This is a genomic window from Pseudomonas sp. MS19 (assembly GCF_013277615.1).
Classification (GTDB): domain Bacteria; phylum Pseudomonadota; class Gammaproteobacteria; order Pseudomonadales; family Pseudomonadaceae; genus Aquipseudomonas; species Aquipseudomonas marincola.
The window spans coordinates 220,295-246,221 of record NZ_VBTO01000004.1; the positions used below are offsets into that span (position 1 = coordinate 220,295).

General features: G+C 52.9%; 24 protein-coding genes. 19 read left to right on the top strand and 5 right to left on the bottom strand.

The features are described 5' to 3' along the window. Positions 1 to 14: 14 nt before the first annotated feature. From dctP to xseA, 3 genes are all read right to left on the bottom strand, one after another. A complete protein-coding gene (gene dctP / locus FEZ62_RS02255) occupies positions 15 to 1,049 on the bottom strand; it encodes a TRAP transporter substrate-binding protein DctP (RefSeq protein WP_172926665.1) in 1,035 nt (344 codons plus the stop codon). Positions 1,050 to 1,235: 186 nt separating this feature from the next. Continuing rightward, positions 1,236 to 2,171: a LysR family transcriptional regulator gene (locus tag FEZ62_RS02260; RefSeq protein WP_172926666.1), complete on the bottom strand. Its 936-nt coding sequence runs from the start codon at positions 2,169 to 2,171 to the stop codon at positions 1,236 to 1,238. Between the two features lie 14 nt (positions 2,172 to 2,185). Continuing rightward, positions 2,186 to 3,565, bottom strand: coding sequence for an exodeoxyribonuclease VII large subunit (xseA, locus tag FEZ62_RS02265; RefSeq protein WP_172926667.1), 1,380 nt, complete (start codon positions 3,563 to 3,565; stop codon positions 2,186 to 2,188). Positions 3,566 to 3,679: 114 nt separating this feature from the next. On the opposite strand from xseA, the gene FEZ62_RS02270 reads away from it, so the two are divergent. After that, positions 3,680 to 4,231: a sugar ABC transporter ATPase gene (locus FEZ62_RS02270; RefSeq protein ID WP_069901254.1), complete on the top strand. Its 552-nt coding sequence runs from the start codon at positions 3,680 to 3,682 to the stop codon at positions 4,229 to 4,231. 18 nt (positions 4,232 to 4,249) lie between these two features. On the opposite strand, the gene FEZ62_RS02275 is transcribed toward FEZ62_RS02270, so the two are convergent. Then, a complete protein-coding gene (locus tag FEZ62_RS02275; protein WP_172926668.1) occupies positions 4,250 to 4,831 on the bottom strand; it encodes an alpha/beta hydrolase in 582 nt (193 codons plus the stop codon). 259 nt (positions 4,832 to 5,090) lie between these two features. Here FEZ62_RS02275 and oscA point away from each other — a divergent pair, with 259 nt between their 5' ends. The 4 genes from oscA to cysW all read left to right on the top strand — a co-directional run bounded on the left by oscA (position 5,091) and on the right by cysW (position 8,266). Then, positions 5,091 to 5,273, top strand: coding sequence for a sulfur starvation response protein OscA (gene oscA, locus FEZ62_RS02280; RefSeq protein ID WP_172926669.1), 183 nt, complete (start codon positions 5,091 to 5,093; stop codon positions 5,271 to 5,273). 140 nt (positions 5,274 to 5,413) lie between these two features. Continuing rightward, positions 5,414 to 6,412: a sulfate ABC transporter substrate-binding protein gene (locus FEZ62_RS02285; RefSeq protein ID WP_172926670.1), complete on the top strand. Its 999-nt coding sequence runs from the start codon at positions 5,414 to 5,416 to the stop codon at positions 6,410 to 6,412. Between the two features lie 164 nt (positions 6,413 to 6,576). Further along, positions 6,577 to 7,395 (top strand): sulfate ABC transporter permease subunit CysT, encoded by an 819-nt coding sequence (cysT, locus tag FEZ62_RS02290; protein WP_172926671.1) that lies wholly within the window; start codon positions 6,577 to 6,579, stop codon positions 7,393 to 7,395. Between the two features lie 10 nt (positions 7,396 to 7,405). Beyond that, positions 7,406 to 8,266 carry a sulfate ABC transporter permease subunit CysW gene (gene cysW / locus FEZ62_RS02295; protein ID WP_172926672.1) on the top strand — a complete coding sequence of 287 codons (861 nt, stop codon included), beginning with the start codon at positions 7,406 to 7,408 and terminating at the stop codon, positions 8,264 to 8,266. A 205-nt stretch (positions 8,267 to 8,471) separates the two neighbouring features. Here the strand turns inward: cysW and FEZ62_RS02300 are convergent, their stop codons facing one another. After that, entirely contained in the window at positions 8,472 to 9,308 is an 837-nt protein-coding gene (locus FEZ62_RS02300) for a helix-turn-helix transcriptional regulator (protein ID WP_172926673.1), read from the bottom strand. Between the two features lie 341 nt (positions 9,309 to 9,649). On the opposite strand from FEZ62_RS02300, the gene FEZ62_RS02305 reads away from it, so the two are divergent. From FEZ62_RS02305 to FEZ62_RS02370, 14 genes are all read left to right on the top strand, one after another. Next, positions 9,650 to 10,942, top strand: coding sequence for an FAD-binding oxidoreductase (locus FEZ62_RS02305; protein ID WP_172926674.1), 1,293 nt, complete (start codon positions 9,650 to 9,652; stop codon positions 10,940 to 10,942). 54 nt (positions 10,943 to 10,996) lie between these two features. After that, positions 10,997 to 11,260, top strand: a complete 264-nt coding sequence (locus tag FEZ62_RS02310) for a cupin domain-containing protein (protein WP_172926675.1) — start codon at positions 10,997 to 10,999, stop codon at positions 11,258 to 11,260. Between the two features lie 44 nt (positions 11,261 to 11,304). Then, entirely contained in the window at positions 11,305 to 12,747 is a 1,443-nt protein-coding gene (gene aldA / locus FEZ62_RS02315) for an aldehyde dehydrogenase (RefSeq protein ID WP_069901261.1), read from the top strand. Between the two features lie 197 nt (positions 12,748 to 12,944). Beyond that, entirely contained in the window at positions 12,945 to 13,817 is an 873-nt protein-coding gene (locus tag FEZ62_RS02320; protein WP_242454862.1) for a TRAP transporter substrate-binding protein, read from the top strand. Positions 13,818 to 13,981: 164 nt separating this feature from the next. Then, complete coding sequence (locus FEZ62_RS02325; RefSeq protein ID WP_172926677.1) at positions 13,982 to 14,551, top strand: TRAP transporter small permease; 570 nt, start codon at positions 13,982 to 13,984, stop codon at positions 14,549 to 14,551. After that, complete coding sequence (locus FEZ62_RS02330; RefSeq protein ID WP_172926678.1) at positions 14,544 to 15,887, top strand: TRAP transporter large permease; 1,344 nt, start codon at positions 14,544 to 14,546, stop codon at positions 15,885 to 15,887. Before FEZ62_RS02325 ends, FEZ62_RS02330 begins: the two co-directional genes overlap by 8 nt. A 532-nt stretch (positions 15,888 to 16,419) precedes the next feature. Next, positions 16,420 to 17,490 carry a LacI family DNA-binding transcriptional regulator gene (locus tag FEZ62_RS02335; protein ID WP_172926679.1) on the top strand — a complete coding sequence of 357 codons (1,071 nt, stop codon included), beginning with the start codon at positions 16,420 to 16,422 and terminating at the stop codon, positions 17,488 to 17,490. A 230-nt stretch (positions 17,491 to 17,720) separates the two neighbouring features. Then, on the top strand, positions 17,721 to 18,698 hold the full coding sequence (locus FEZ62_RS02340) for a sialic acid TRAP transporter substrate-binding protein SiaP (RefSeq protein ID WP_201970320.1): 978 nt from the start codon (positions 17,721 to 17,723) through the stop codon (positions 18,696 to 18,698). A 20-nt stretch (positions 18,699 to 18,718) separates the two neighbouring features. Continuing rightward, the gene (locus FEZ62_RS02345; RefSeq protein WP_172926681.1) at positions 18,719 to 19,306 is read left to right on the top strand and encodes a TRAP transporter small permease; all 588 of its coding nucleotides are present in this window, start codon (positions 18,719 to 18,721) and stop codon (positions 19,304 to 19,306) included. 69 nt (positions 19,307 to 19,375) lie between these two features. Next, on the top strand, positions 19,376 to 20,656 hold the full coding sequence (locus FEZ62_RS02350; protein ID WP_172926682.1) for a TRAP transporter large permease: 1,281 nt from the start codon (positions 19,376 to 19,378) through the stop codon (positions 20,654 to 20,656). Between the two features lie 103 nt (positions 20,657 to 20,759). Continuing rightward, positions 20,760 to 21,878: a mandelate racemase/muconate lactonizing enzyme family protein gene (locus FEZ62_RS02355; protein WP_172926683.1), complete on the top strand. Its 1,119-nt coding sequence runs from the start codon at positions 20,760 to 20,762 to the stop codon at positions 21,876 to 21,878. Positions 21,879 to 22,152: 274 nt separating this feature from the next. Beyond that, positions 22,153 to 22,890, top strand: coding sequence for an SDR family oxidoreductase (locus FEZ62_RS02360; RefSeq protein ID WP_201970321.1), 738 nt, complete (start codon positions 22,153 to 22,155; stop codon positions 22,888 to 22,890). Positions 22,891 to 22,915: 25 nt separating this feature from the next. Next, positions 22,916 to 23,761, top strand: a complete 846-nt coding sequence (locus FEZ62_RS02365; protein WP_172926684.1) for a fumarylacetoacetate hydrolase family protein — start codon at positions 22,916 to 22,918, stop codon at positions 23,759 to 23,761. A 172-nt stretch (positions 23,762 to 23,933) separates the two neighbouring features. Further along, entirely contained in the window at positions 23,934 to 25,469 is a 1,536-nt protein-coding gene (locus FEZ62_RS02370) for an altronate dehydratase family protein (RefSeq protein ID WP_172926685.1), read from the top strand. Positions 25,470 to 25,927: the final 458 nt, after the last annotated feature.

A 25,927-nucleotide genomic window follows, 5' to 3' on the forward strand; every position in this document is an offset into this window, starting at 1 on the left:
TTACCGTGTTGCGATTATTGATTGAGGCCGGTGTCTTTGAGCGCCATATCGATCCATTTGGCATCAATTTTTTGCGCTTTCAGCCACTCCAGATAGGCCGGCTGGCCTTTGCTCTGGAATGCGGCGAGATCCTTGACGTCAGGCTGGATGACTTCCATGCCTTCGGCTTTGAGGAAGGTGATATCGCTTTCCTGCTGCTTGGCAATGGCCTCACGGTTGAGTTTGGTCGCTTCCTCACTCGCCGCGAGCAGAGCGTCACGGTCTTTCTCTGGAAGCGCAGCCAGCATGTCGCCATTGGCAACCAGGAATTGATCGGAGTACTGGATGTTGGCCAGAGTCAGGTACTTCTGCACTTGGTAAAGGCTGCCAAGAATGATGTAAGACGTCGGGTTCATCTGGCCGTCGGCTACGCCTGTACGCAAGCCCATGTACAGCTCAGTCCATGGAATAGGCGTGCCGGATGCACCAAACGACTCATAAAGCGCCACTTGGCTCGGGTCCATTGCGCGGAAGCGCAAGCCGGCAAAATCCTCAGGCGATTTGATTGGCTTTTTGTTGTTGGTGAAGTTCAGGAAGCCACCTTCCTCAACAACGGCCAGCATCTCGACACCGGTGCGGTTTTTAAACTCGGTTTTAGCAGCCTTCCAGTACTCGCCATTATCGAAGAACTGGTGCGCAGCAGCGGCATCCTTGAACATGAACGGGATCGCGCTGACATAGATTTCAGGAAACAGTGGGGCCACACCGGCAAACGAAGCAATGTTCAGGCCCGGCGTGCTGATCACCTGCTCCATACGCTGCTCTTCTTCGCCCAGCATGCTGTTGGGATAAAGCTTGATGCTCAGTTCGCCGCCACTTTTTTCTTCAGCGATACGTTTGAGGTTGCTGGCAAATAAATGAACCGGGTTTTTCTCGCTATCAGCGGCGCCGTTATAGCTGAGATTGATTTCAGTCGCCGCGTACGACATCGCGCCAGCCAAACTCATAGCGGTGAATAGCAGCCCTGTGGTCACACGACGGGCCAAACGTGAGCGCAATTTCGAATGCATATTATTTTCCTTATGGCAGAGCGATTTAGAAAGTTAGGAGTGAATTATTGTTGTGAGTGTCGGTTGCCCAAACCTTGGGTGGTCAGAAGCTAGCTGTTGTTGTGTTGACTATTCAAGCCTGTATGCGTTGCTTTAAATGCAACGCGTAAGGCGCAATGTGCGCATAGCCCTCAGGCCGGAACTGAATTAGCGTTTGAGAATGCTTGGAGCGTGATCGTTAAAAAAGCGCATACCCTGCTGCAAGTGGTCCAGGCACGCTTTACTGGCGACCGTGAGTTCGCGGCCTTTATGGCTGACAATACGCGCGCGGGCGTCACGCAATGCCCGATTGGCCAAGCTGCAGCGCTTGATAGTCCCTGCTTCGATCTCTTGGCTAACGGTGAGCTCCGGCATGAACGCTACGCCAATCCCAGATTTCACAAAGTTGACCAGAACTGCCACAGAGTTGGTGCGCATTTTCGGCTGCAGCTGCATATGCTCCAGTTGGGCGACGATAACGGCTAACTGGCCCATGCCCGTACTGCTGTGAATGAGTGCCAGCGATTCATTGCGTAATGCCGACATCGGCACTGGCGTAGTGACATCAGCCAGCGGATGCTCAGGGGGGATAATCAGATCCAAAGGTTGTCGCGTATCGACTTCAATATGCAGGGCGTCGTCTTCAGGAGGGGCGTAAACAAGGGCGAAATCCACGGCATCTTCTTTAACCAAACCTACGGCCTCGTTGGCTCCTGCCATCCGCACTTCAAGGTCGATTCCAGGGTGGTTGAGAATAAAGCTCTGCAAGGGTTGCGATATCAGGTCGGTGATGAAGCCTTCGCCAACGGCAATACGAACGCGACCCTGACGTAACCCCTGCAGGTCGGAAAGCCGCGAAAGTACCCCTCGGTCATTGGCTTGCTGCTGGCGGTAGTGGGCAACCAATAGCTCACCCGCTTCGGTTGGATGAACCCCATGTGGCGTTCGGTCGAGTAAGCGAATATCAAGCTCGGACTCGAGTGCGGAGATTTGCCGGCTAATGGCCGAAGGGTCAATGTTGAGCTGTTGCGCAGCGCGGCGAACAGAGCCGTGATGAATCACTTCGTTCAGATAGGCGAGTGCGCGCTGGTTAATGCGAATCATAGTTGTGAGTGGCTCTAATCCAGCAGTGACAACGTCGCGGGTTGGATATGGTTGTCTTCAACGCGCACATCCAATTCGCCTTCGCCTAAGCGGGCTTTCAGGCGTTGGCCCGGTCGGGTGTCGGCGGCGCTGCGGATTACCCGGCTGTGCTCATCCAATAGAATGCTGTAGCCACGGCCCAGAGTCGCCAGCGGGCTGACGGCGTTCAGGGTTTGCACCTGGCTTTGCAGCGCCAGTCGCCGGCCCTTGAGGGTTTCGTTGATGGCTCGTGGCAAGCGCTCGGCGAGGCTGTTCAGGCGCTGCTGGAAGAGCTGCAAGCTGCGCCCCGGATGTTGCCCGGCCAGGCGAGTTTGCAAATGATTAAAGCGCTCGCGACGTTTGTTCAGTTGCCATTCGACGGCGCGGTGCAGGCGCATCTCCAGGTCGTCCAGCCCTTGTGCTTGCTGGCGCAGACGTTCGCCGGGATGACGCAGGCGACGGCTGACGCCTTCAAGGCGCATGCGTTCGTGTTGCAGATGGCCTTGCATGCGCAGCATTAACCGGCGCTGCAAGGTATTCAGGCGCTGCACCAGTTCACTGCTGTCTGGGGCCAGCAACTCGGCGGCGGCTGAGGGTGTTGGTGCGCGCACATCGGCGACAAAGTCACTGATAGAAACGTCGGTTTCATGGCCCACGGCACTGACAATTGGCGTGATGCAGGCATCAATTGCCCGCGCGACAACTTCCTCGTTGAAGCACCACAAATCTTCCAGCGAGCCACCGCCGCGCGCCAGTATCAACGCATCAAAGCCTTGTTTGTCGGCCAGTTGCAACGCCCGCACAATTTGCCCGGTGGCTTCGCGGCCCTGCACAGCAGTCGGGATCAGGTTCAGCTCGACTTGCGGGGCGCGGCGGCGGAACACGCTGATGATGTCGCGTATCACCGCGCCGGTGGGCGAGCTGACAATGCCGATGCGCTTGGGGTGAACCGGCAGGGGGATTTTGCGTTCGGCGGAAAACAGGCCTTCGCCACCGAGTTTTTCTTTCAGCGCCTCAAAGGCCAGACGCAAGGCGCCGTCACCTGCTGGCTCAACGCTGTCGAGAATCAGTTGGTAGTCGCCACGGCCCTCAAACAATGAGACTTTGCCGCGTACTTTAACTGCCAGCCCGTCACGCAGCGCTTCGCGTACCCGCGCGGCACTTTGGCGGAACAAGGCGCAGCGAACTTGGGCTTTACTGTCTTTGAGGGTGAAGTAAACGTGGCCTGAAGCAGGCTTGGCCAGGTTGGATATTTCCCCTTCAACCCAAATGCTCGAGAACACGTCTTCAAGCAGCAAGCGTGCGCGGTTGTTCAACTGGCTGACGCTCAGCACCTCTCGGTCGAGGTTCAGGCGTTGGAAAGGGTCTTTGATCATGCGCCGATGATAATGGGTTTAAGGGTTGAACCATAGACTCCGCGTCTGGATTGTCTTGACCTGCGAGTTGGCGCCGCTAAGCTGCGCGCCTTGAATAATCAACGAGGTCGCCTCATGAGCGAACAACAAGCCATCGTTGTGCCGCTGATCTCCAGCTTTCCCGGGCATGAAGGCCGCGCACGGGCGGTTGTGCGCTGGTTGGTGCAGCAGAACATCATCGCCGAACAGGTGACGACCTGCGGGCGTACTTTCCAGTGCATGGCCTATGCCATCGCGCCCGGAGCACGCAAAGTGGTTAAACATCCCGATTTGCTGCCGTTCGACCAGCCGGTTAATGGCCTGGAAATTATCACCAAGCGCTGCATCTTCACCCCTCAAGAGGGATTCAAGGAAGAGGCCGGTTGCCCGGAGTGCCGTCAGGAAATCGGTGAGGCGCTGTTCGACAGCCTCGAAGACTGGATGCCCGGGCGCACCGATAACTTCACCTGCCCTGAATGCCGCTTTGAAGACGACATTAACGGCTTCCTGTTCTTGCAGCCGTGTGCGTTTTCCAATCTTGGCTTCATCTTCAACAACTGGGCCGATGCCGAGTTCAAGCAGAGCTTCCTGGACGATTTTGCCGAACGTCTTGGCTTTGGCGTCAGGGTTGTGCGGGTGGATCTTTAATCCCGGACAACCCGCGGATCAGGCCTGGCGGCGGGCTTGCTGCTCGACGCGGCATTGCAGTTCATACAGATAGCTGAAACCAGACTCCCAATGGTTGTGCCCCGACTCGACGTTGATGTGGCCTGCGCCGTTGAGGATGGTCGCCTCGCTGCCCCATTGTTGAGCCAGAAACCGGGCGCGAGTTGCACTGGCAGCCGAGTCGGTGTCCGAGCCGATCAACCGGCTCGGGAACGGCAGGGGCTGCTGTGAAATCGGCGCGAAGTTCCGTAATGGCTGCGGGCAATTGAGCCTTTCAACGTCGGCCGGAGCCACCAGCAAGGCGGCGGATATTCTGTCGAGCAATTCGTCAGGTGCCTGCGCCGTCCAATGGGCGACAGTAATGCAGCCGAGGCTGTGTGCAATCAACACCGTTTGCCGCGAGTCGCTCTCTATGGCGCGCTGCAATTGGCTCACCCACGCTTCGCGCTGTGGGTTTTGCCAGTCATTTTGCTCAACCCGATCACTGTTCGGCAGGCTGCGATGCCAATGGCTTTGCCAATGGTTGTCGGCTGATCCCTGCCAGCCCGGCACTATCAGGTAACGGATAGTTTGGTCGCGCATCATGCGCCCTCCTGCACGTTTGAATGCGTGCAGTGTAGGGAGGCTTTTGTGCTTTAAAAAAGAATAAGAAATTATTTGCTTATGCTTTTGTGTGCGCTAATTGCGCGAGATGGGGCAGACTCCCTTATATTCCTTAAAGGAATATCAATGTTATTAAATGATATTTTTAAGCATATAAAATTCTCACTACTATCCGCTCCATACCCCGTGACAGGGGCGTTTCAGCCGATCTCGCCGCAATTGTTCAAGGAGCAAAAAAATGACTGCAACGCTTGCCGCTGCCGAGGCTGATGCCGAGGCGAATCTGCTGCGCGAAATTGCCTCGCAGCTGCGCGGGCTCAGGTTCGGCTCGGTGGAAATCACCGTACATAACGGCCAGGTCGTACAAGTCGAACGCAAGGAAAAATTCCGCATAAACGCGCCTGCGGGTAAGCAGGCCTGATCATTAACACCCTTTAGCACCATCAGCCCGACTGGACAGCCGGAGGGCGTGAATCCCACACGCACCGGTTCTGGCGCCTCATTCGCAAATACGCGGTTGGCAGCCAGGCCTGAAGAAAGTTGCCCTTTAGGAGTTGTCCCATGTCTATTCGTCATTTTGCTTTCGCCTCGCTCGCCAGCTTGTTTATCGCCGGCCCGGTGGCTGCCGCACAAACGCTGCTCAACGTCTCTTACGACCCGACCCGCGAGTTCTACAGCGAGTTTAATGTCGCCTTCAACAAGCACTGGCAAGCACAGGGCAATGAGCCTGTAACCATTCAACAGTCACACGGCGGCTCGGGTAAACAGGCCCGCGCCGTGATCGACGGCTTGCGTGCCGACGTGGTGACATTGGCTCTGGCCGGTGATGTTGATGAGTTGTACAGGCTCGGCAAGCTGATCCCGGAAAACTGGCAACAGCGCTTGCCGCAATCGAGTACGCCGTACACCTCAACCATCGTATTTCTGGTGCGCAAGGGCAACCCGCACGGCATTAAGGACTGGGACGATCTGGTCAAACCCGATGTTGCCGTGATCACCCCGAACCCGAAAACCTCGGGCGGGGCGCGCTGGAACTTCCTCGCTGCGTGGGCTTACGCCAAACAGCACTACGGCAGCGATACACAAGCGCAGGCGTTCGTTGAGAAACTCTACAAAAACGTGCCGGTTCTCGACACCGGGGCGCGCGGCTCAACCATCACCTTTGTTAATAATCAGATCGGTGATGTGCTGCTGGCTTGGGAGAACGAAGCCTTTCTGGCATTGAAGGAAGAGGGCGGCGAGAACTTCGAAATTGTCGCGCCATCATTGTCGATTCTGGCTGAGCCGCCTGTGGCCGTGGTCGATGAAAACGTCGACAAAAAGGGCACGCGCAAAGTGGCCGAAGCGTATCTGAATTACCTGTACAGCGATGAAGGCCAGCGTCTCGCGGCCAAGCACTTTTATCGTCCGCGTAATCAGGCGATTGCAGCCGAGTTCTCCACGCAGTTTCCGGCGTTAAAGCTGGTAACTGTTGATAAGGAATTTAACGGCTGGAAGACCGCGCAACCGAAGTTTTTCAACGACGGTGGTGTGTTCGATCAGATCTATCAGGCGCACTAAGACCGTTTGCAGGCGTGATGGCGACGATGGATTAGCGCAGCTAATGCGCCAGTCCGATTGCGCTGGGCGATCACTCGCCCTGCCGCGATCCTGATATCAATCACGTCACGCTTGCGCTTTATTACCGACAACTTCCCCAGCCCATTTCAGTTATAGGCCTCGTTATGTCGAGAAGCATTTCCCCGGTGATACCCGGCTTCGGCCTGACGCTGGGCTACACCCTGGTTTATCTCAGCTTGCTGGTGCTGATCCCGCTCGGGGCCATGTTCGTGCATGCCGCGCAACTGAGTTGGGCCGAGTTCTGGTCGATTGTTTCCGCGCCGCGCGTGCAGGCTGCACTCAAGCTGAGTTTTGCCACCGCCTTCGCGGCCGCCGCAATCAACGGCATTATCGGAACGCTGTTGGCCTGGGCGCTGGTGCGCTACACATTCCCCGGCCGCAAGGTGATCGAGGCGATGATCGACTTGCCATTTGCCTTGCCAACAGCGGTGGCCGGCATCGCCCTCACAGCCCTGTATGCCCCCAGCGGCATGCTTGGCCAATTGGCCGCAAGCTGGGGCGTGAAGATCGCTTACACGCCCATCGGCATCACGCTGGCCCTGACTTTCGTCACGTTGCCTTTCGTGGTTCGCACATTACAGCCGGTGTTGGCCGACATCCCGCGAGAGGTCGAAGAGGCTGCTGCTTGTCTGGGGGCAAAGCCGTTGCAGGTGTTTCGTCATGTGCTGCTGCCGGCGATATTACCCGCGTGGCTCACCGGCTTTTCTCTGGCGTTCGCCCGTGGGGTTGGCGAGTACGGTTCGGTGATTTTTATTGCGGGCAACATGCCGATGAAAACCGAGATTCTGCCGCTGCTGATCATGGTCAAGCTCGACCAATACGACTATCACGGCGCCACGGCGATCGGTGTGCTGATGCTGCTGGTGTCATTCATCCTGTTGCTGCTGATCAATCTGCTGCAACGACAAATCGCCAAGTTCTGAGGGCTGTCTCATGTCATCCATTACGCTCGCAGCCGGTACTGCAAGTAACGCTAAACGGCGCGGCAATGCGATTGGTCGTCGCGTACTCATCGTCAGCGCCTGGTTGGTGTTTGCGCTGTTTCTGTTGTTGCCACTGCTGATCGTGGTCAGTGAGGCGCTCAAGCATGGAATTGGCACTTTCCTGGCTTCGGTCTTTGAGGCGGACGCCATTGCGGCGCTGCAACTGACGCTGCTGGCTGTTGGCATATCGGTGCCGCTGAACCTGATATTTGGCGTGGCTGCTGCCTGGTGCGTGAGCAAATACAGCTTTAGTGGTAAGAGTATTCTGGTCACGCTTATCGACCTGCCTTTCTCGGTTTCGCCTGTTATCGCTGGGCTTATCTATGTGCTGCTGTTCGGCGCGCAAGGCTTTATTGGTCCTTGGCTGCGAGCGCACGATATCCAGATTATTTTCGCCTTGCCGGGTATCGTTCTGGCGACTGTCTTTGTCACCGTGCCCTTTGTTGCCCGTGAGCTGATCCCGCTTATGCAGGGGCAGGGCACGCAAGAAGAAGAGGCCGCACGCCTGCTGGGGGCCAACGGCTGGCAGATGTTCTGGCACGTGACGTTGCCGAACATCAAGTGGGGGCTGATTTATGGCGTGGTGCTGTGCACGGCCCGCGCCATGGGCGAGTTCGGCGCTGTGTCGGTGGTGTCGGGGCATATCCGTGGCTACACCAACACGCTGCCGCTGCATGTCGAGATTCTCTACAACGAATACAACCACGTCGCCGCCTTCAGCGTTGCCAGCCTGTTATTGCTGCTGGCGCTGGTGATTTTGCTGGTGAAGCAATGGAGCGAATCGCGGCTCAATAACTCTGTTGAAACCTGAGCTTTGCGCAACTGAACACGCTCTTAAAGATTTCACTTAGTTGATGAATGCAAGCGGGGCTCATGTGCCCTGGTTTTCTTCTGCCGCAAGAGCTTTGCCTCGAATGGGTTGCAAAGTCCAAAAGTGATGGCTGGCGAAAACGCATTAGAAAAGGTGATCGATCCCTTATCAAATAGAGCCGATCAGCGCCTCTCAAAACGTGCCATCAACTTCTTGGCGGGTATAACGTGAACTCTTCTGGCGATACGGTATTGACGATGGCTTGTTTGATGTTGCGTGGAATGCGTTCGTCTGTGTGGTGGAAGAGGTCGCACTTGCGCATGGCCTCACGAACATTGATATGTGTTCCCAAGTATTCAAGGACCGTTCTCGCAGCCCCCGGTTGGTGTGCGCTGCACGTGGAGGCGCAGACCATGATGCCGGAGAGATACTTGTTATTGGGTCGATAGCTTGGCGTCAAAATGGCCTCACCCACCCCTGAGTTCAACGCGGTTTCAGACTCGATCAAGTAAAGCCGTTCCGCCAAGAAAAACGCTAAACCGTGATACTTGATCGTCAATCGTCCACCCAGCATAGGGTTCTTGCCAGAGGTTCGTTCTATATGTTTGAAGTAATAAACGCCGTTGTCTTTATAGATTCTAACGAAGGATCTGAAGATATAGCCAGGAAAGCCAAACGAATAAAAGTATCGGTAATAATAGCCTTCATAACGCTCAAGTAAGTCGGCGGATTTACGCAAAATAGGCATTATGGTGTTGGCCAGTTTCTCAGGAACAGGTTGTGTACCTGCCATCCTGTTTTGTGGCTCAACTTTGGCCTGAAATATTTTGCTGCTTAATACGATCTCTTCACTTTCCACCCCAAAAAAATCACATATTTTCTTCAGGTTTTTATATGACGGCATCGATTCACCGCTCAGATAGCGATTGAATTGCTGCCGGTTGATCGAAAGCTTGCGGCACACTTCAGAAATTGAACTGTAAAAGCCACAGAGGAATTTCAAGTTGATCGAAAAGTTCTCTAGATCTGACGACTTATTCATCTGCGCACACCTGGCTACTTTTTTATACGTTCTACTGGGTAGTACCGAAGTCAGGCCTCCAGTTTCAGAGGGCCGTGAGCCATCCGGTTGCTCTTCGCATCCGGTTAAGCGGATAGGTAAGCACTTAAAATGCTTCGGTCTACATCAGTGTTGAGCACTGCATAGGGGTGTGTGCACTGTACTGGTGACGCCGGAAAAATGCATTACTTCAGGCAGCTGCTCCTAAGTAGCGTCAGTTTTGACGCTACTTAGGAGCAATCCGAACAATATCGCCAAATGTAATGTGCGCACCTTTGCTTGCTAGTGTCCGCCAAACAAGAACGAATATGGCGGATCACCACATGTCGATGTTCAATCAATCGGTAACTTCCCTCTGGCAGCAGACAGCGGTACCTCTCGCGCAACCGCCGCAACTGCGTGAGCGCATGAAGGCTGATGTCACCATCATCGGCGCAGGTATTACCGGCCTGCGTGCCGCACTGGAACTGAGCAAGCGTAATATCAGTGTCGTTGTGCTCGACAGCCATGAGCCGGGCTGGGGTGCATCCGGCCGCACCGGTGGGCAAGTCAACCCGCTTGCCCATGCCACCCCCGACGTAATCATTCAGCAGTTGGGCCCCGTTTTCGGTCCGCGCATGCTCGATGCGTATATCAACTCAGCGAGTGAGTTATTCAACCTGGTCAAACAACATGATCTGCAATGTGAAGCCGTGCAGGGTGGCTGGTTGCGCGGTGCACACTGCGAGTCTGCTACCAAAGATCTGCAAAAGATGTATGACGGCTGGTCAAAAATTGGCCTGGACATCAGTTTTGTGGAAGGCGCAGAACTACGCAGACTAAGCGGAAGTGATGCTTACAAAACCGCTACATTGGTCAAATCTGCAGGTTCATTGCAACCGCTGTCTTACAGTCGCGAATTGGCCCGAGTCGCAAAATCACAAGGTGCCGATATCTTTGCCAACAGCCCCGTGCTTAATGTAAAGGCACAAGGTGGCAAGTGGACGACGACTACACAGTATGGCGAGGTTGTCAGCGATTGGGTGTTGCATTGCACCAACGGATACACCGACAACGCGCTCAAGGGGTTGCGGCAAACAATTGTGCCGCTGATTAGTATTCAGGCAGCGACACGCCCTTTGACCAAGGCTGAATACGACGCTGTATTGCCCGAAGGGCATACGCTCGCCGACACCCGGCGGGTCATTTATTACTCCCGTAAAGACAATCGCAACCGTTTGCTGTTTGGCAGCTTGGGGACCGCTGAAAGCTGTGCCCGGGCGGATAAGCAACGGCTGTTGAGAAGCATGCGCAGTGTATTCCCTCAGTTCTGCGAAGAAGACCTTGAATATCACTGGGGTGGGCGCGTTGCATTCACTCCCGATGTCTTGCCGCACCTCCATGAGCCGGCACCAGGCCAGTTGGCAGGCTTGGGTTACAACGGCCGGGGCGTGGCGATGGCCACGGTGATGGGTAGAGTTTTGGCTGAGCGTGTTGCTGGAAAACCGGCAGAGGATTTGCCGATCCCAACCACCGGGTTCAAATCCGTACCGTTTCATGGCTTCCACAAAGTGGGTGTTGTGAGCGCGATTAAATATTTTGAATTTCGTGATAACACCGACGCCAAGTTTTTTTAAACGACGCCGTTCAGGTGTGCCCAGCAATCAGAATAAACAATAAAGGTGACGTCAATGATTAAAGTAGAAACCCCAGATTCCCGGCAACTAGAAGAGATATCGACTTGGCAAACTTGGGAAAAAGAAGTTTGCGAGTTTGACTGGAGCTACACCCAGAAAGAGCAGTTTTACATCCTTGAGGGTAGCGCCATTATTTCGGCTAAACCAAGTGAGCAAGTGGCAATAAAGCCCGGCGACTTTGTCACCATCGAAAAGGGTGTTGAGTCGCGCTGGACGATTATCTCAGCGATCAAAAAGCACTTCAAATTTTTCCCATAGCCATTAACCCATCGATCAATAATCCAATAAACGAGGGTAACGCCATGACTACTAATGCAATGCATAAGAATTATATTAACGGCGCGTTTATCGATACGCCTTGCGATGCCACTATCGAGGTTATCAATCCGGCGAACGGCGCTTCCCTTTCGGTCATCCCCAACAGCAGCGCAGACGTTATCAACACCGCCGTTGCAGCGGCCAAGTCGGCACAAACCGAGTGGGCCGCCAAGCCTGCCATTGAGCGTGCTCAGTACCTTCGCCAGATCGCTACCAAGTTGCGTGAGCGTAAAGATCATTTCGCGCGTGTGATCAGTGCAGAGCAGGGCAAGGTACTGCCATTGGCAGAGACCGAAGTGAGTTTTACCGCGGATTATCTTGATTACATGGCTGAATGGGCACGCCGAATCGAAGGTGAGGTCATCACGAGCGACCGTGTCAATGAAACCATCATGCTGCAGCGTAAGCCTATTGGTGTGATTGGTGGGATATTGCCGTGGAACTTCCCGCTGCTGCTGATCGCTCGCAAGCTGGGCCCAGCGCTGGTAACAGGCAACTGCATCGTCATCAAGCCGAGTGAAGAAACGCCAAACAATGCTTATGAGTTTGCCAAGCTCGTGGCCGAAACAGATCTCCCCGCTGGCGTGTTCAACCTGGTATTTGGCAGCGGCGCTACCGGCGCTGCTTTATGCGACAACCCCGACGTGGGCATGGTCAGCTTTACCGGCAGCGTCGAAACAGGCAAGCGCATCATGCAGGCGTGCGCCAAAAACATCACCAAGGTCAACCTGGAACTGGGCGGCAAAGCTCCGGCAATCGTTACCAGCAAAGCCAACATCGACCTCGCCGCCAAAGCTATTCGCGACTCCCGCACCATCAACACCGGGCAGGCCTGCAACTGCGCTGAACGCGTGTATGTGGAGCGATCCGTTGCGGACGAGTTTTTGCAAAAGTTGACCCAGGCAATGAGCGAAACTCGGTTCGGCGATCCACTGGCTGATCAGGATATCTCAATGGGGCCGCTGGTTAACAAACAAGGCCTGGACAAGGTTGCGGCCATGGTTGAGGCAGCCAAAGAGCAGGGTGCACAAATTCTGTGCGGTGGATCAGTCGCCAAGAACACAGAGGGTTTTCACTACCTGCCGACCGTTATGGTTGTGGATGACAACACGCAAGCGATCATGCAAAAAGAGATTTTTGGCCCGGTTTTGCCGGTCATGATTGTGGACAGCCTCGATCAGGCCCTGGCCTATGCGAATGACTCCGAGTACGGGCTGACATCATCAATCTTCTCGCAGGACGCTGATGAGATTATGAAGGCATGCCGCTTGCTTAAATTCGGCGAAACTTATGTGAACCGTGAGCACTTTGAAGCCATGCAAGGCTTCCATGCGGGCAATCGCAAGTCGGGAATTGGTGGTGCCGACGGTAAGCATGGATTTTATGAGTACACCGAAACGCATGTCATTTATTGGCAGTCGCACTAAAAGCCTCAAGGCGTGCTAACCAGCTCACGTTAATAATAATCTTTACAGGGCGGGCATATATCATGAAGCTCACTTTCAAAACCAAAGCATCGGCACTGATTATGGCTTGCGCGTTTGCGCTGTCTTCTCCCAGTCTCATGGCTCAAACCACCTTTAGAATTTCTTTGGGTGGCAGTGCGGGAGGCTCGCAAGAAGCCATGACCAAGGTTTTCGTTAAAGAACTCAAAGAGAAAACCAACGGGCAGTACGACGCCAAGTTGTTTCTAAACAGCCAACTGGGCTCCGAAGAAGACACCATCAATGATGTCAGCATGGGCCTGCTGGACTTCTCCGTTGTCGCGATAAACAACATAACCCCATTCTCGCCTACGCTCGGTGTCTTTACCCTGCCGTATGTAGTGCAAAGCGTTGAGGATGCCGTAACGCTCACGCAAAGTGCGGCCGCTGAGAAGCTGGTTGAAAATACGGTGCGCGATTCGGGTACGCGTATTGTCGGTTGGACATTCTCGGGATTCCGTGTTTTCACCAACTCCAAGAGGCCAGTCAAGAGCCTGGCAGACCTGCAAGGCCTAGTGGTTCGCGTACCGAAAAATGAAATCATGATCGACACCTACAAGGCCTGGGGCGTAAACCCTACGCCTATGTCGTGGTCTGAAGTTTTCACGGCTCTGCAGTTGAAGGTTGTCGATGGACAAGACCTGTCGATTATCGACATCAACTCAGCCAGGTTTTACGAGGTACAGAAGTACCTGACGCCGATTCATTACAACTTCCTGATCGAGCCGATCATCATGTCGGAGTCGCTTTTCCAAGAGCAATCTCCAGAAGTCCAACAAGCAATCATCGAAGCCGGTAAAGCTGCCACGTTGGCCAGCGAGCGTTTCCTCAAAGAGCAGGAAGCGCTGGCACTTGAGAACCTGAAAGAGCGCGGCATGGAAATAGATGAGTTGGATGAAGCCGAGTGGATCAAAATAGCCACCGAGAAAGTCTGGCCCAAATATTACGACAGTGTCGGCGGTAAAGATCAGGTTAATGAGGTGCTTCAGGCCCTCGGCCGCGAGCAAATCTGACCCTTAATCCTACTCACTGCGTCCAGGCGGCGCAGCGCTCTCGCGGTGTGGGCGATGCAATCGCCCGCACCTGGGTGTGTGTCAATGACCTGCTAAGGATGGCACGTTGTTCTATGCGATGAAGTGATTCCCGCTTGGGGAGGCGCAGCTTCGAGAGGTGCATCATGAAACCGGCAAAGCTCCTGTACAAGTTCATCGATAATTTAGAAAACTACATTTGCCGTACATTGTTGGCGCTATTTGTAGTCCTCCTGTTCGCCCAGATACTCAGCCGCAACCTGTTCAATCACTCACTGTCATGGACAGAGGAGTTGGTGACTTACATGTTCGTATGGTTTGCGTTTTTTGGTGCGAGCTACGCCGCCAAACTGGCTGCCCACAACCGCGTTACATTCCAGTTCAAATTCCTGCCGAAGAAAGTAGCTACGGCTCTAGAGGTGTTATCAGATCTCATCTGGGTCGCGTTCAACAGCTACTTCGTCTATCTCAGTGTGACCTTTTTCATGAAGGCAAACCTTTTCTGGAAGTCCCAGACACTGGGGATACCGATGAAATACCTGTATCTCATTTTGCCCATCGCGTTTTCCCTGATGACGTTACGCATTATTCAGGTGAACTATTACCGGCTAGTCAAAGGGGTCGACATCCGCGATCCGGAAACCACCGAGTTGGACAAAATCATTCAGCAATCTGCCGCCAGCAGCAGCGGACAAAAGGAGCTGAGCCATGGTTGATACCACTGTTGTTTATATCCTTTTTGGCTCTTTTCTATTGCTGCTATTGATCGGCACGCCAATCAGCGTATCGCTGGGCGTTTCAGCGCTGGCAACCTTTCTCTACTTGGGTGACAACCCGATCAAACTGGTACAAATAGCATTCACTTCGGTGGGGTCTTTCCCGCTGATGGCATTACCCGCTTTTATCCTTGCTGGAGCATTGATGGAGGCTGCCGGTATTTCTAAACGCTTAGTCACTTTGGCTGAGAGTTTTGCCGGGCCGATCACCGGCGGGATTTCTGCCGCGGCAGTGATGGCGTGCCTGTTTTTTGGTGCCATATCCGGCTCGGGCCCCGCGACCACCGCTGCGGTCGGCATGTTGATGATTCCGGCCATGGTCAAGCGTGGCTATGCCAAAGGCTATGCATCGGCTATCACGGCATCATCTGGCGGCCTGGGCATCATCATCCCGCCGTCTATTCCAATGGTGATTTTTGGCATTTCAGCGATGGGACTACTGCCATCTTCGGCTGCGGTAGCCAAGTACGGCGAATTCGGCTCAGTCTCGATCCCCAAGCTGTTCATCGCCGGGGTAGTGCCAGGGTTGATGTTGGCGGGCGGCCTGCTGGTGATGAATTACCTGCGGTGTAAAAAAATGGGTTACACAGGCAATGGAGAGGGTTGGTCCACCGAGAAAATTCGCACAGCTGCACGCAATGGGTTTTGGTCAATTCTTGCCCCCTTTGTGATTCTGGGTGGCATTTATACGGGGCTCTTCACGCCCACTGAATCCGCGATTGTGGCTATTTTTTATACCCTGTTTGTCGGCCTTTTCATCCACAAGGAATTGCATTTCAAGGAGCTGTTTCAAGCGTTGGAAACCACAACTTGGATCACGGGGCGGGTATTGGTCATTCTCTTTACTGCCACAGTGTTTGGCCGGCTGTTGGTGGAGAACCAAATTCCAGCGATTGTTGCTGACGGCATGCTCAGCCTGACTGATAACATCTACTTGATCTGGATATTAATTATTGGGTTCTTGTTGTTCGTCGGCATGTTCATGGAAACATTGGCCGCGATCATGATCTTAACCCCGGTCATCCTGCCAATAACCTACAGCCTTGGCATCGACCCTGTGCACTTCGGTATCGTGCTGATCTGCTGCTTGAGCATTGGCTTCATGACGCCACCGATGGGGGAGAATCTATTCATAGCCTCCGGTATCTCGGGGACTGCGATTGAAGAAATCTCACACAAGGCACTGCCATTTGTAGCGATTCTGACCACCGTGACGCTGGTCATCGCCTACGTTCCAGCCCTCAGCATGACTCTGCCGAGGTTACTGGGTTATTAGCGGCATCTATTGATACGACTGCGGCTGGGGCATTTTCGCCCCAGCCAATTTAATGACTGCCTAGCCTAATGAGTCTTGTTGCGTAGCGCTGTCCAGCGCGCAGTGGTGAGTTCGAAAACGCAACAACTTGGATTGTTAAACGGTCCGTCCTCCGCACAGCCAGCGTTACAGATTTAAAGCTACTGCTCAGATAGTGCCACTCCGGCATGCTACTCATACGATACTGAGCCAGTAACCAGACGGGGCTGGTGACGTATACTCGCCATGCTGCACTTCTTTTAGCCCTTCGGTTCGCCCGTTAAGATCGTCTGGGCGGATAGATGGTTTTCCTGGTGGCAGATTACTATGCTCTGAAATCCTGTCTGCTATGAGCTGTGCGGGCTGAATTTTTGGGGGTATAAAGGTGGTTTTTGCCTAAGGTGTCCTAGCTTCGAGGGCCAGTCCCCTGATCCAGCCGTCCTTGTATAGACTGGATCCCTGACAGGCTAATGTTCCAATTTTGAGAGTAGCTAGGGGCAGGAGCTCTTGTGCAATGAAGTCAAAGATTGAACCCGGGAGTTCTAAACTCACCTTGCGAGAGATTGCAGCAGAGTTGGGGCTCTCGAAGGCGACGGTGTCGCTTGCGATCAACAATAATCCGCTAGTGGCGCAGAAGACCCGGGACCGAGTACGTCAAAAGATTGATGAACTTGGATACGTCTACAATCGCAGAGCTGCAAGCTTAACAACGGGGGAGACCCGAACTGTTGGGCTGGCCGTGCATGACATCTCGAACCCATATTTCACCGCTATCTGTACGGCCATTGAGTCAGTGCTTAGTGCGCGTGGAAGGATGTCTTTCTTGTGCAACACCAGTGAGTCAGTCCACAGGCAGGCTCAATTTATATCTGCTCTTATCGAGCACAATGCTGATGGCCTGATTCTTTGCCCTGTCGCTGGTACGAGTGTTGAATCCCTGCAGCCGTTGATAAAGCGCAAGCTACCCACTGTGCTTTTCACGCGTGACATTCCAGGAGCGGGACTCGACTTCGTGGGTAACAACGAAATTGAGGCCCTGCGCCTGGTTACGTCTCATCTTATAAAGCTGGGGCATAAGCGCATTGCAATATTGGGCGGCAATCAGTTGGCGCTTGCCGCTCAGCAACGAAGGGAAGGCTTTTTCCTGGCGATGTCGGAAGCTGGACTCGCAGTGCCGAATGAGCTGGTCATAGACTGCGAGAATAGCCCGGCGGCAGGTGCCGTGGCGGCCAGATCGCTGTTGAAGCTTGATCAGCCCCCCAGTGCAATTGTCGGCTACTCCGATCAGGTAGCACTTGGCGCGATGTCGGGATTGCTTGAGGCCGGTGTTATCCCAGGGCGGGATATTGCTGTCGTCGGTTGTGACGACATCGAAGAGGGTGCGCGTTCTTACATTCAATTGACCACTGTACGGGTGCAAAAAGGCCCGATTGGGCTGGCTGCTGCCGAAATGTTATTGAGACGATTAGCGGATCCTACGCATCCGCCCGAGTCAAAATTATTTGAGCCGGAACTGGTCGTGCGCAGGTCGTGTGGTGCGACGGAGAGCGGCGGGGAGCTACAGAGCCCACCTTTCATTCTGTGAGCGCGGGAAGGTCAACGCAGGCAGCATTCCATCATAAATTTAAACCGGTTTAAATTACGGTTGATGCGCGGCTTTTGTTGGGGTATTGTCTTATTGAACCGGTTTAAATTTTGCCGCAGCAGCCGGAATGCATCGATACGACAGGCGAGAGAATATGTGGCGGCGTTCAAGCCGTGAGGTTGAAAACTGTCGTGTAGGGCGAGCTAACAAATACAAAAATGGAGAGCCTGATGAAAATACAGAAATGCCTTATCCCAGCGTTAATGGTGGTTGCCGCGACAGCTTCAGGTCTTGCTGAAGCCGGTGAAAAAGTGCGTTGGGCGCACGTGTACGAGCCATCTGAGCCATACCATAAGTGGTCTGAGTGGGCTGCAGAAGAAATTAACAAGCGTTCCAATGGCCGTTTTGAAGTTGAGGTATTTCCTGCCTCTACGTTGGGCAAAGAAGCCGATCTGAATCAGGGATTAACCTTGGGGACGGTCGATATCATTTACACGGGCCAGAGCTTCGCTGCCCAAACCTACGGCCCACTTGCCCTGTCGGACGCGCCGTATGTGTTCCGAGATTTCGATCATTGGCAGAAATACACCCGCAGCGACTTGTTTAAAGAGTTTGCAGAAGGTTACCGCGAGGCTTCCGGTGGAAATGTCATCCTCGGTGATGCCTATTATGGTCTGCGACATGTGACGTCTAACAAGCCGATCAATACCCCTGATGATATGAAAGGGCTAAAGATTCGTGTGCCCAATGCTCCTCTATATAGGTTGTTCCCTGAAGCAGCTGGCGCCCATACGAGCCCAATCGCATTTGCAGAGGTGTATTTAGCGCTTCAACAAGGCGTTGTAGACGCGCAGGAAAACCCACTGCCTACGATCAAAGCGAAAAAACTGTATGAAGTTCAGAAGTACATTGATCTGACCGGACATGCCACGGGCTCGAACCTCCTGATTGCAAGCGGGGCGTTTTGGAGCCGGCTTTCAGATGAAGACCGTGAGTTGTTTCGCAGTGTGGCTCACGAGTCGGCCGAACGGGTAAGTGCTGATGTCGCCAAGTCAGAGGCAGAACTCGTAGATTGGTTCAGAGGGGAAGGCGTCGAGGTCCTGGAAGTTGATCGCGAACCGTTTCGAGCGGTCACGTTACCTGTGATTAATGGGCCTGTGGCAACTTGGACGCAAGAGCAGTTTGATCGCTTGCAAGAGATTCACTAGCCCCGGAGGAGCTTGCGCCAATGGAAAATTCAAACAGTCTGCAAAACCATCCCAGTAACATGCTCGATAGCAACGATAAAGAACATGCTCCCTTTAATGTAGGCGAGAAACTGCTGGATAACGCTTTCGCGGTTGAGGATGAAGACTTGCCCTTCAACTGGCGAGATTACGGTATTGAAGACATTCTGGTCTTTTGTACATTCTGGATTCTTGCCGGTGTGGTATTTGCGCAGTTCTTTAGTCGTTATGTGCTGGGGCAACCGTTGGCGTGGTCTGAGGAGGTTGCGCGGTACTTATTGGTATGCGTTACATTCCTGGGTGCAATTATCGGTGTTAGGCGTAACAGCCATATCTTCATCGAGTTATTCCACCGGTATTTGCCAAGTCGTGTGTCGGTCGCCTTGTTTTGGGTGGTCGACGTGATACGAGTTTTGTTCTTCGTGGTCTTGGCATGGTCGGCGTACAAGATACTGCCGATGATGGGCCATCAAACAATGACATCCGTTCCGGTACCGGTGAGTTACTTATACGGTGTGATTTTGTTCAGCCTTGTGATTATGGTTTTACGCAGCCTGCAGCACTTATGGATACGCGTGCGCCGTAATTAAGCGCCAGTTGATTTCTAAGAACAATAGTTAATAAACCTGGAAACACTCGGGTTCAAGAGGGCATTTACCATGGTACTTGCAGTTCTGTTTGGCACGCTGGCTATTTTGCTGGTGATTGGCTGTCCAGTAATGATTGCACTCGCAGGTTCTTCTTTGCTGGCCATTGTTGTTGAGGGTCGGATACCGGATTTTGTTGTTCTGCACCGCATGGTCGGCGGCGTTGACAGTTTTCCGTTGTTATCCATCCCTTTCTTCATTCTCGCCGGAAGTCTCATGAATTCTGCGGGTATTACCAATCGTATTTTTGATTTCGCCAAAGCGCTGGTTGGGTGGATGAGAGGTGGGTTGGGGCATGTAAACGTTGGTGCGTCGGTTATTTTCGCCGGCATGTCGGGTGCAGCAGTAGCGGATGCGGGTGGTTTGGGAGCCATCGAGATTAAGGCGATGCGTAACGCTGGATACGATCCTGGCTTCTCTGTGGGGGTGACAGCAGCGTCTTCGACGATTGGTCCAATCATTCCGCCAAGTCTCCCGATGGTGATCTATGGGGTTATGGCTTCTGCCTCAATAGGGCAGCTATTCGCCGCTGGGTTTATTCCAGGCCTGTTAATGGCGCTGGCATTGATGTTGATGGTGGCGTGGTATGCCAAGAAGCGTAATTACCCGCGTGACGCCACTTTTTCAATCTCGAATATAGGGCTGACTTTCAGGCATGCATTTTTATCGTTGATGACCCCCGCGATAATTGTTGGCGGTATTCTGTTTGGTATTTTCACCGCGACAGAAGCGGCGATTGCAGCCGTTGCCTATGCCCTGATTTTAGGTGCATTTGTTTACCGAACACTGAGCTGGCGCAAACTCATTAAGGTGTCGATGGAAACAATTGAAACCACTGGCATTATCTTGATGATTATTGCAGGGGCGGCAATATTTTCGTGGATTCTCACCAGCAGTCGAATTACAGAGGACTTTGCGGCGTGGGTGTTAAGTATTACTGATAATCCAGTTCTCATATTGCTAATGATCACCCTGTTGTTGTTTGTGGTTGGTTGCTTTATGGAGACCATCGCGGCTATCACCATTCTTGTTCCAGTGTTATTGCCAATCGTCACAAACCTGGGTATCGATCCTGTGCACTTTGGTGTGGTGATGGTTCTGAACTTGATGATCGGATTGCTTACCCCACCTGTTGGTTTAGTGCTTTATGTATTGTCTCGCGTTTCGGGTGTGCCCTTTGAAACCTGCGCTGCTTCAACAATGCCATTTATTATTCCACTCTTCGTTGTATTGATGCTGGTTACCTTTATCCCTGAAATATCAATGTGGCTACCCACTCTGATATATCGGTAATAGTACGTATTCAAGCGTGACGCTCTGGTTTTAGCCGGGCATTAATAATGGTCTTGTGCTGGTCTGTCGCGGCTTTTGATTGTAATTTTTAAGGACGTCTTTGATGAAATCATCAAGCATAGTCAGTGTTGATGTGCGGCTATTTGCCGTGCCACTTTCTGAAGTTTTGTCAGATGCAAAACATGGTGATCACACGCACTTTGAGTTAGTCACCGTTACGTTAAAACTTAAAAATGGTTTAGAGGGCACAGGGTATACTTATACCGGTGGTAAAGGTGGTCGCGCCATTCATGCCATGATCAAACATGATTTGGCCCCAGTCATAATTGGACGTGACGGCCAGGATATTGAAGCTATTTACGACTTTATCGAATGGCATCTGCATTATGTCGGTCGTGGTGGAATTGCTGCCTTTGCTGCATCTGCAGTAGACATTGCTTTGTGGGATATTCGCGGCAAGAGCACAGGTAAAGCCCTGTGGCAACTGGCAGGGGGAGCCTCTAATTCAACGCGAGCGTATTGCGGTGGAATTGATCTTAATTTCTCGAAAGAAAAACTATTAGAGAACGTTCAAGGTTTCCTGGATCGCGGTTTCAATGGGGTCAAGATCAAAGTGGGCCGCCCGACATTGGCTGAGGATGTGCAGCGCGTTGCCGCTGTTCGAGAGCTCATCGGAGAGAACACTACCTTTATGGTGGATGCCAATTACTCGATGTCTGTCGAGCAGGCGATCGACGCAGCGAATGCATTTAAAGCCTTCAATATTATGTGGTTTGAAGAACCTATCTTGCCCGATGATTATCAAGGTTATGGCCGCATAGCTGAGGCTACAGGTGTTGCTTTGGCGATGGGCGAGAACCTCCATACGCTGCATGAATTTGGTTATGCCTTCGAACAGGCGAAGCTCACCTACATACAACCTGACGCTTCTAACTGCGGTGGTATTACCGGATGGCTCCGCGTCGCAGAGCTATCAAGACGCTATGGGCTGGAAGTTTGTACGCATGGCATGCAAGAGCTGCATGTTGGCCTATTGTCTGCTCAGCCAAACGCGGGCTGGCTGGAGGTACATAGCTTCCCCATAGACGAATACACGACGCGACCCCTGGTTGTGGATAACTATCGTGCTATCGCCTCTGACCTGCCGGGTATAGGTGTCGTTTTCGACTTTGAAAAATTGAAAGAGCATGAAGTCTCAGAAGCGTCAGTGTGTCATCAATGAGCGCTATGCGTGAGGTGGCAACGAAATGAATTTAGATGAGATTTTTATCTGAAATTTAAACCGGTTTAAAGTTTATACAGTAACAAATCTTGAGATCGGACTTTTATGTCCCTTGGTTCAGGTTACTCAGGTGGAATGAAGTTCGATGTTGGTTGAGTGGTTGCAAGAGCCGCAGTTGCCGTAGCGGTAAAAGTTACAACGTACATAGTGTGTAGTTGCTGTTACTTAGCCTTGGTTAAAACAACTTCATAATAAAATGCAGAGGAGAGTACTGATGCAGAGATTAATGGGTAAAACAGCGCTTGTTACTGCTGCCGGACAGGGTATTGGCCGAGCTTCAGTCGAGTTGTTCGCCGCTGAGGGCGCTCGCGTGATCGCGGTCGATATAAACCCACAAACGCTTAAAGCTTTTGATGGTTTAAACAGCGTAGAAACACGTGTTCTCGATGTGACAGATGCCAGTGCCATCGAAGCTCTGGCCAAGGAAATAGGCACAGTGGATGTTCTGTTCAACTGCGCCGGTTTCGTGCACCACGGCAACATCCTTGAGGTATCTGATCAGGACTGGAGCTTTTCTTTTGGGCTCAATGTCACGGCAATGTTCCGCCTTATTCGTTGCGTTCTACCCGGCATGCTTGAGCAGGGGACAGGCTCAATTATCAACATGGCGTCAGTCGCCGGTAGCCTCAAAGGGGTACCCGTTCGCTGTGTATATGGTGCGACGAAGGCTGCAGTGATAGGTCTCACCAAGTCTGTAGCAGCTGACTTTGTTAAGCAGGGTATTCGTTGTAATGCGATTTGCCCGGGAACTGTTGAATCTCCGTCGCTTGAAGGGCGAATGCAAGCCTCTGGTGACTACGCTAAGGCTCGAGCCGACTTCTTGGCGCGTCAGCCGATGGGGCGTCTTGGGCTCCCAGAAGAAATTGCACAGTTGGCACTTTATCTGGCCAGTGATGCTTCTGCGTACACCACTGGCCAAGCTCATGTGATCGATGGCGGTTGGCTCAATTAATTTTATATTTAGTTAGGAGATAGTTATGAAGTTGTTACGTTACGGCGAGAAGGGTCAGGAATTGCCGGGTATTGTTGATCAGGACGGCAATATCCGTGATCTGAGTGGCATTGTTACTGATATTTCGGGTAGCGCATTATTACCAGAAACTCTTCAGCGGTTAGCCTCACTAGACCTTAACTCTCTTCCCCTGGTCAGTAATCCAGGGCGCCTGGGTGCGTGTGTGGCGGGTATTGGCAAGTTTATTTGCATTGGCCTTAATTATTCCGATCACGCTGCTGAAGCTGGCTTAGAAGTTCCAAATGAGCCTGTCATATTTATGAAGGCGACAAGCGCAGTATGTGGCCCGAATGACAATGTTGAAATCCCCCGTAACTCCGTAAAAACCGATTGGGAAGTTGAGCTTGGGGTAGTGATTGGCAAGGTCGCCAAATATGTCAGCAAAGAAAAAGCGCTGGAGCATGTAGCTGGTTACTGCGTGGTTAATGATGTTTCTGAGCGTGAATTTCAAACCGAGCGCAGTGGTCAGTGGACTAAAGGTAAATCGGCTGACACTTTCGGCCCACTCGGGCCTTGGCTTGTCACACGGGACGAAATCGTTGATCCGCAGCAGCTCGACATGTGGCTGGAAGTAAATGGTGAGCGCCGTCAGAACGGGAGTACCCGCACGATGGTTTTCGATGTGGCCACAATTGTTTCCCACCTCAGTCAGTTCATGACACTGCATCCTGGTGATGTCATCTCAACGGGGACGCCGCCAGGTGTTGGGCTCGGCATGAAACCGCCGGTTTACCTGAAACCGGGTGACAGGATTGAGCTGGGAATTGAGTGCTTGGGCGAGCAGCGTCAGGCCGTTGTACAAGGCGACTAATCCGCTGGTTGCCGGTGCAATGAAATCGCCAGATTTGGTATAGCGCCGACCCTCTGTTTTTGGAGGAGTCGGTCACACTCCAGTGGCTCGCGTTGCGCATTAACGCAACGCAAGCCAGGACTAAGACCGAGTGTTGAGCCGCTCGGGCAATGTCTCGACGCGTGAGGTTGGCATGATTAACAGTAATGTAAAAAAAACGGCGCTACTTAACGACAATGACAACGTCGTGTTAGCCCTTGAGGATATTCCCCGAGACTCAAGGCTTTCAAGCGGTCATCTGGTCGCCAATGTCAATGTTCCACGCGGGCACAAAGTGGCAATCGCGCCTATCAAGAAAGGTGCCGCAGTCGTTAAATATGCCCAGGTTATCGGGTTCGCCTCGATGGATATCGAGCCTGGCGACCATGTCCACACTCATAACTGTGCGGTTGAAGATTTCGATCGTGATTACGCGTTTGGTAGCGGCCTTACTGGGGCGCATACACGCCCGGTAACTGAGGAGCGCACCTTCAAGGGCTTTCTGCGTGAGAGCGGAGAGGTAGGCACGCGAAACTTTATTGGCATTATCACCAGCGTCAATTGTTCAGCGACAGTCGCCCGCCTGATCGCAGATAAGATAAGTAAGAGTGGCTTGTTGGAAAAGTACCCCAATGTCGATGGTGTCGTGCCGCTGATTCATGGCGCTGGCTGTTGCATTAAGTCTGATGGTGAAGGCTATCAAAATCTCCAGCGAACCCTGGTCGGCTATGCAAGTCACCCTAATTTTGCCGCCGTTTTGATTGTTGGTCTCGGCTGCGAAGTGATGCAAATATCTCGCTTAATGGACGAAGCGGGCCTGACGGAAAATCAGAGCTTTCGCAAACTGATCATTCAGGATGAGGGGGGAACGCGTAAGACCGTGGAGGCCGGTGCATCCATAATCGAGTCCATGTTGCCTGCTGCCGCTGCTTGCCAGCGTACCGACGTACCTATCGCCCACCTGACGGTTGCTCTGCAATGCGGTGGTTCGGATGGTTATTCCGGAATCACGGCCAACCCTGCGCTTGGGGTAGCCGCCGATATGTTGGTCGCCGCCGGCGGTACTGTGGTGTTATCCGAAACCCCCGAAGTTTATGGGGCTGAGCATCTCCTGACCCGTCGGGCGGCAAGTCGTGAAGTAGGTGAGAAGCTCGTTAGCCTGATTCACTGGTGGGAAAATTACGCGGCTAAAAACGGCGGGGAGATGGACAACAATCCAACGCCTGGAAACAAGCTCGGTGGTTTAACGACTATCTTCGAAAAATCCCTCGGCGCCATTGCTAAAGCCGGCACCAGCCCCTTGAACGGTGTTTATAACTACTCCGAAAAAATTACAGCCAAGGGTTTTGTGTTCATGGATGGCCCCGGCTATGACCCGTGTGCAATTACCGGACAGGTCGCTTCGGGATCCAACGTGATTTGCTTCACCACAGGGCGAGGCTCTGTGTTTGGTTATAAACCGGCGCCCTCCATCAAATTAGCCACCAACACCGACATGTACCTCAAGATGGAAGAGGACATGGATATCGACTGCGGCGATATCATCAGTGAACAAGTATCGCTTGAGGATAAGGGTCGTCAAATTCTGGATCTGATCATCGCGGTAGCGTCTGGAGAGCAAACCAAAAGCGAGCTCAATGGTCTGGGTGATCACGAGTTTGTGCCGTGGCAGCTTGGCGCACAGATGTAGTTTGAGTTGTCGGTGCTGTACCTGCATCGGCGCAACCCGAGTGCGCTGATGCAGTCTTACCGCGGGAGCCGAGTCTCATAAATTCATCAATGCACCCGGCAGCGTCACTTGCCAGCAAACGATAAGACGTTTGAACGCTAGCGAGGTGATGCTCAATGCAAGTGTATTGAGTTCGACTTGAGCCGATCGCCGACCACTTTGCCGAATGGCCAGAGCATCACTAATCACCCGCGTGGCTCAACTGGCTAAGCCTTTGTGCGCAGGCCCCTGCTTGTTTCGATTCTTTGCAAAATATTTCTATGGCTCTATGATGGGGCGCTGATTCAGTGCCGGGCTGTGTAGTGGTCAACTAATCCCGGACACGGTTTTAAGTTTTTCTTCAGCAACAGCGGGCGCCAGCCCGCTGTTGAATTGATGCGGCCTTTGCCAGTTATAGCGCTGCATCAAAAAGCGTCCTA

Coding starts and splice junctions, on each gene's coding strand:
- oscA (WP_172926669.1), top strand. CDS start 5,091: ATGACTGCAACGCTTGCCGCTGCCGAGGCTGATGCCGAGGCGAATCTG.
- FEZ62_RS02330 (WP_172926678.1), top strand. CDS start 14,544: ATGGTTGATACCACTGTTGTTTATATCCTTTTTGGCTCTTTTCTATTG.
- FEZ62_RS02370 (WP_172926685.1), top strand. CDS start 23,934: ATGATTAACAGTAATGTAAAAAAAACGGCGCTACTTAACGACAATGAC.
- FEZ62_RS02365 (WP_172926684.1), top strand. CDS start 22,916: ATGAAGTTGTTACGTTACGGCGAGAAGGGTCAGGAATTGCCGGGTATT.
- xseA (WP_172926667.1), bottom strand. CDS start 3,565: ATGATCAAAGACCCTTTCCAACGCCTGAACCTCGACCGAGAGGTGCTG.
- FEZ62_RS02320 (WP_242454862.1), top strand. CDS start 12,945: ATGACCAAGGTTTTCGTTAAAGAACTCAAAGAGAAAACCAACGGGCAG.
- FEZ62_RS02310 (WP_172926675.1), top strand. CDS start 10,997: ATGATTAAAGTAGAAACCCCAGATTCCCGGCAACTAGAAGAGATATCG.
- aldA (WP_069901261.1), top strand. CDS start 11,305: ATGACTACTAATGCAATGCATAAGAATTATATTAACGGCGCGTTTATC.
- FEZ62_RS02355 (WP_172926683.1), top strand. CDS start 20,760: ATGAAATCATCAAGCATAGTCAGTGTTGATGTGCGGCTATTTGCCGTG.
- FEZ62_RS02260 (WP_172926666.1), bottom strand. CDS start 2,171: ATGATTCGCATTAACCAGCGCGCACTCGCCTATCTGAACGAAGTGATT.
- FEZ62_RS02325 (WP_172926677.1), top strand. CDS start 13,982: ATGAAACCGGCAAAGCTCCTGTACAAGTTCATCGATAATTTAGAAAAC.
- cysW (WP_172926672.1), top strand. CDS start 7,406: ATGTCATCCATTACGCTCGCAGCCGGTACTGCAAGTAACGCTAAACGG.
- FEZ62_RS02360 (WP_201970321.1), top strand. CDS start 22,153: ATGCAGAGATTAATGGGTAAAACAGCGCTTGTTACTGCTGCCGGACAG.
- FEZ62_RS02275 (WP_172926668.1), bottom strand. CDS start 4,831: ATGCGCGACCAAACTATCCGTTACCTGATAGTGCCGGGCTGGCAGGGA.
- FEZ62_RS02300 (WP_172926673.1), bottom strand. CDS start 9,308: ATGAATAAGTCGTCAGATCTAGAGAACTTTTCGATCAACTTGAAATTC.
- dctP (WP_172926665.1), bottom strand. CDS start 1,049: ATGCATTCGAAATTGCGCTCACGTTTGGCCCGTCGTGTGACCACAGGG.
- cysT (WP_172926671.1), top strand. CDS start 6,577: ATGTCGAGAAGCATTTCCCCGGTGATACCCGGCTTCGGCCTGACGCTG.
- FEZ62_RS02350 (WP_172926682.1), top strand. CDS start 19,376: ATGGTACTTGCAGTTCTGTTTGGCACGCTGGCTATTTTGCTGGTGATT.
- FEZ62_RS02345 (WP_172926681.1), top strand. CDS start 18,719: ATGGAAAATTCAAACAGTCTGCAAAACCATCCCAGTAACATGCTCGAT.
- FEZ62_RS02335 (WP_172926679.1), top strand. CDS start 16,420: ATGAAGTCAAAGATTGAACCCGGGAGTTCTAAACTCACCTTGCGAGAG.
- FEZ62_RS02340 (WP_201970320.1), top strand. CDS start 17,721: ATGAAAATACAGAAATGCCTTATCCCAGCGTTAATGGTGGTTGCCGCG.
- FEZ62_RS02285 (WP_172926670.1), top strand. CDS start 5,414: ATGTCTATTCGTCATTTTGCTTTCGCCTCGCTCGCCAGCTTGTTTATC.
- FEZ62_RS02305 (WP_172926674.1), top strand. CDS start 9,650: ATGTCGATGTTCAATCAATCGGTAACTTCCCTCTGGCAGCAGACAGCG.
- FEZ62_RS02270 (WP_069901254.1), top strand. CDS start 3,680: ATGAGCGAACAACAAGCCATCGTTGTGCCGCTGATCTCCAGCTTTCCC.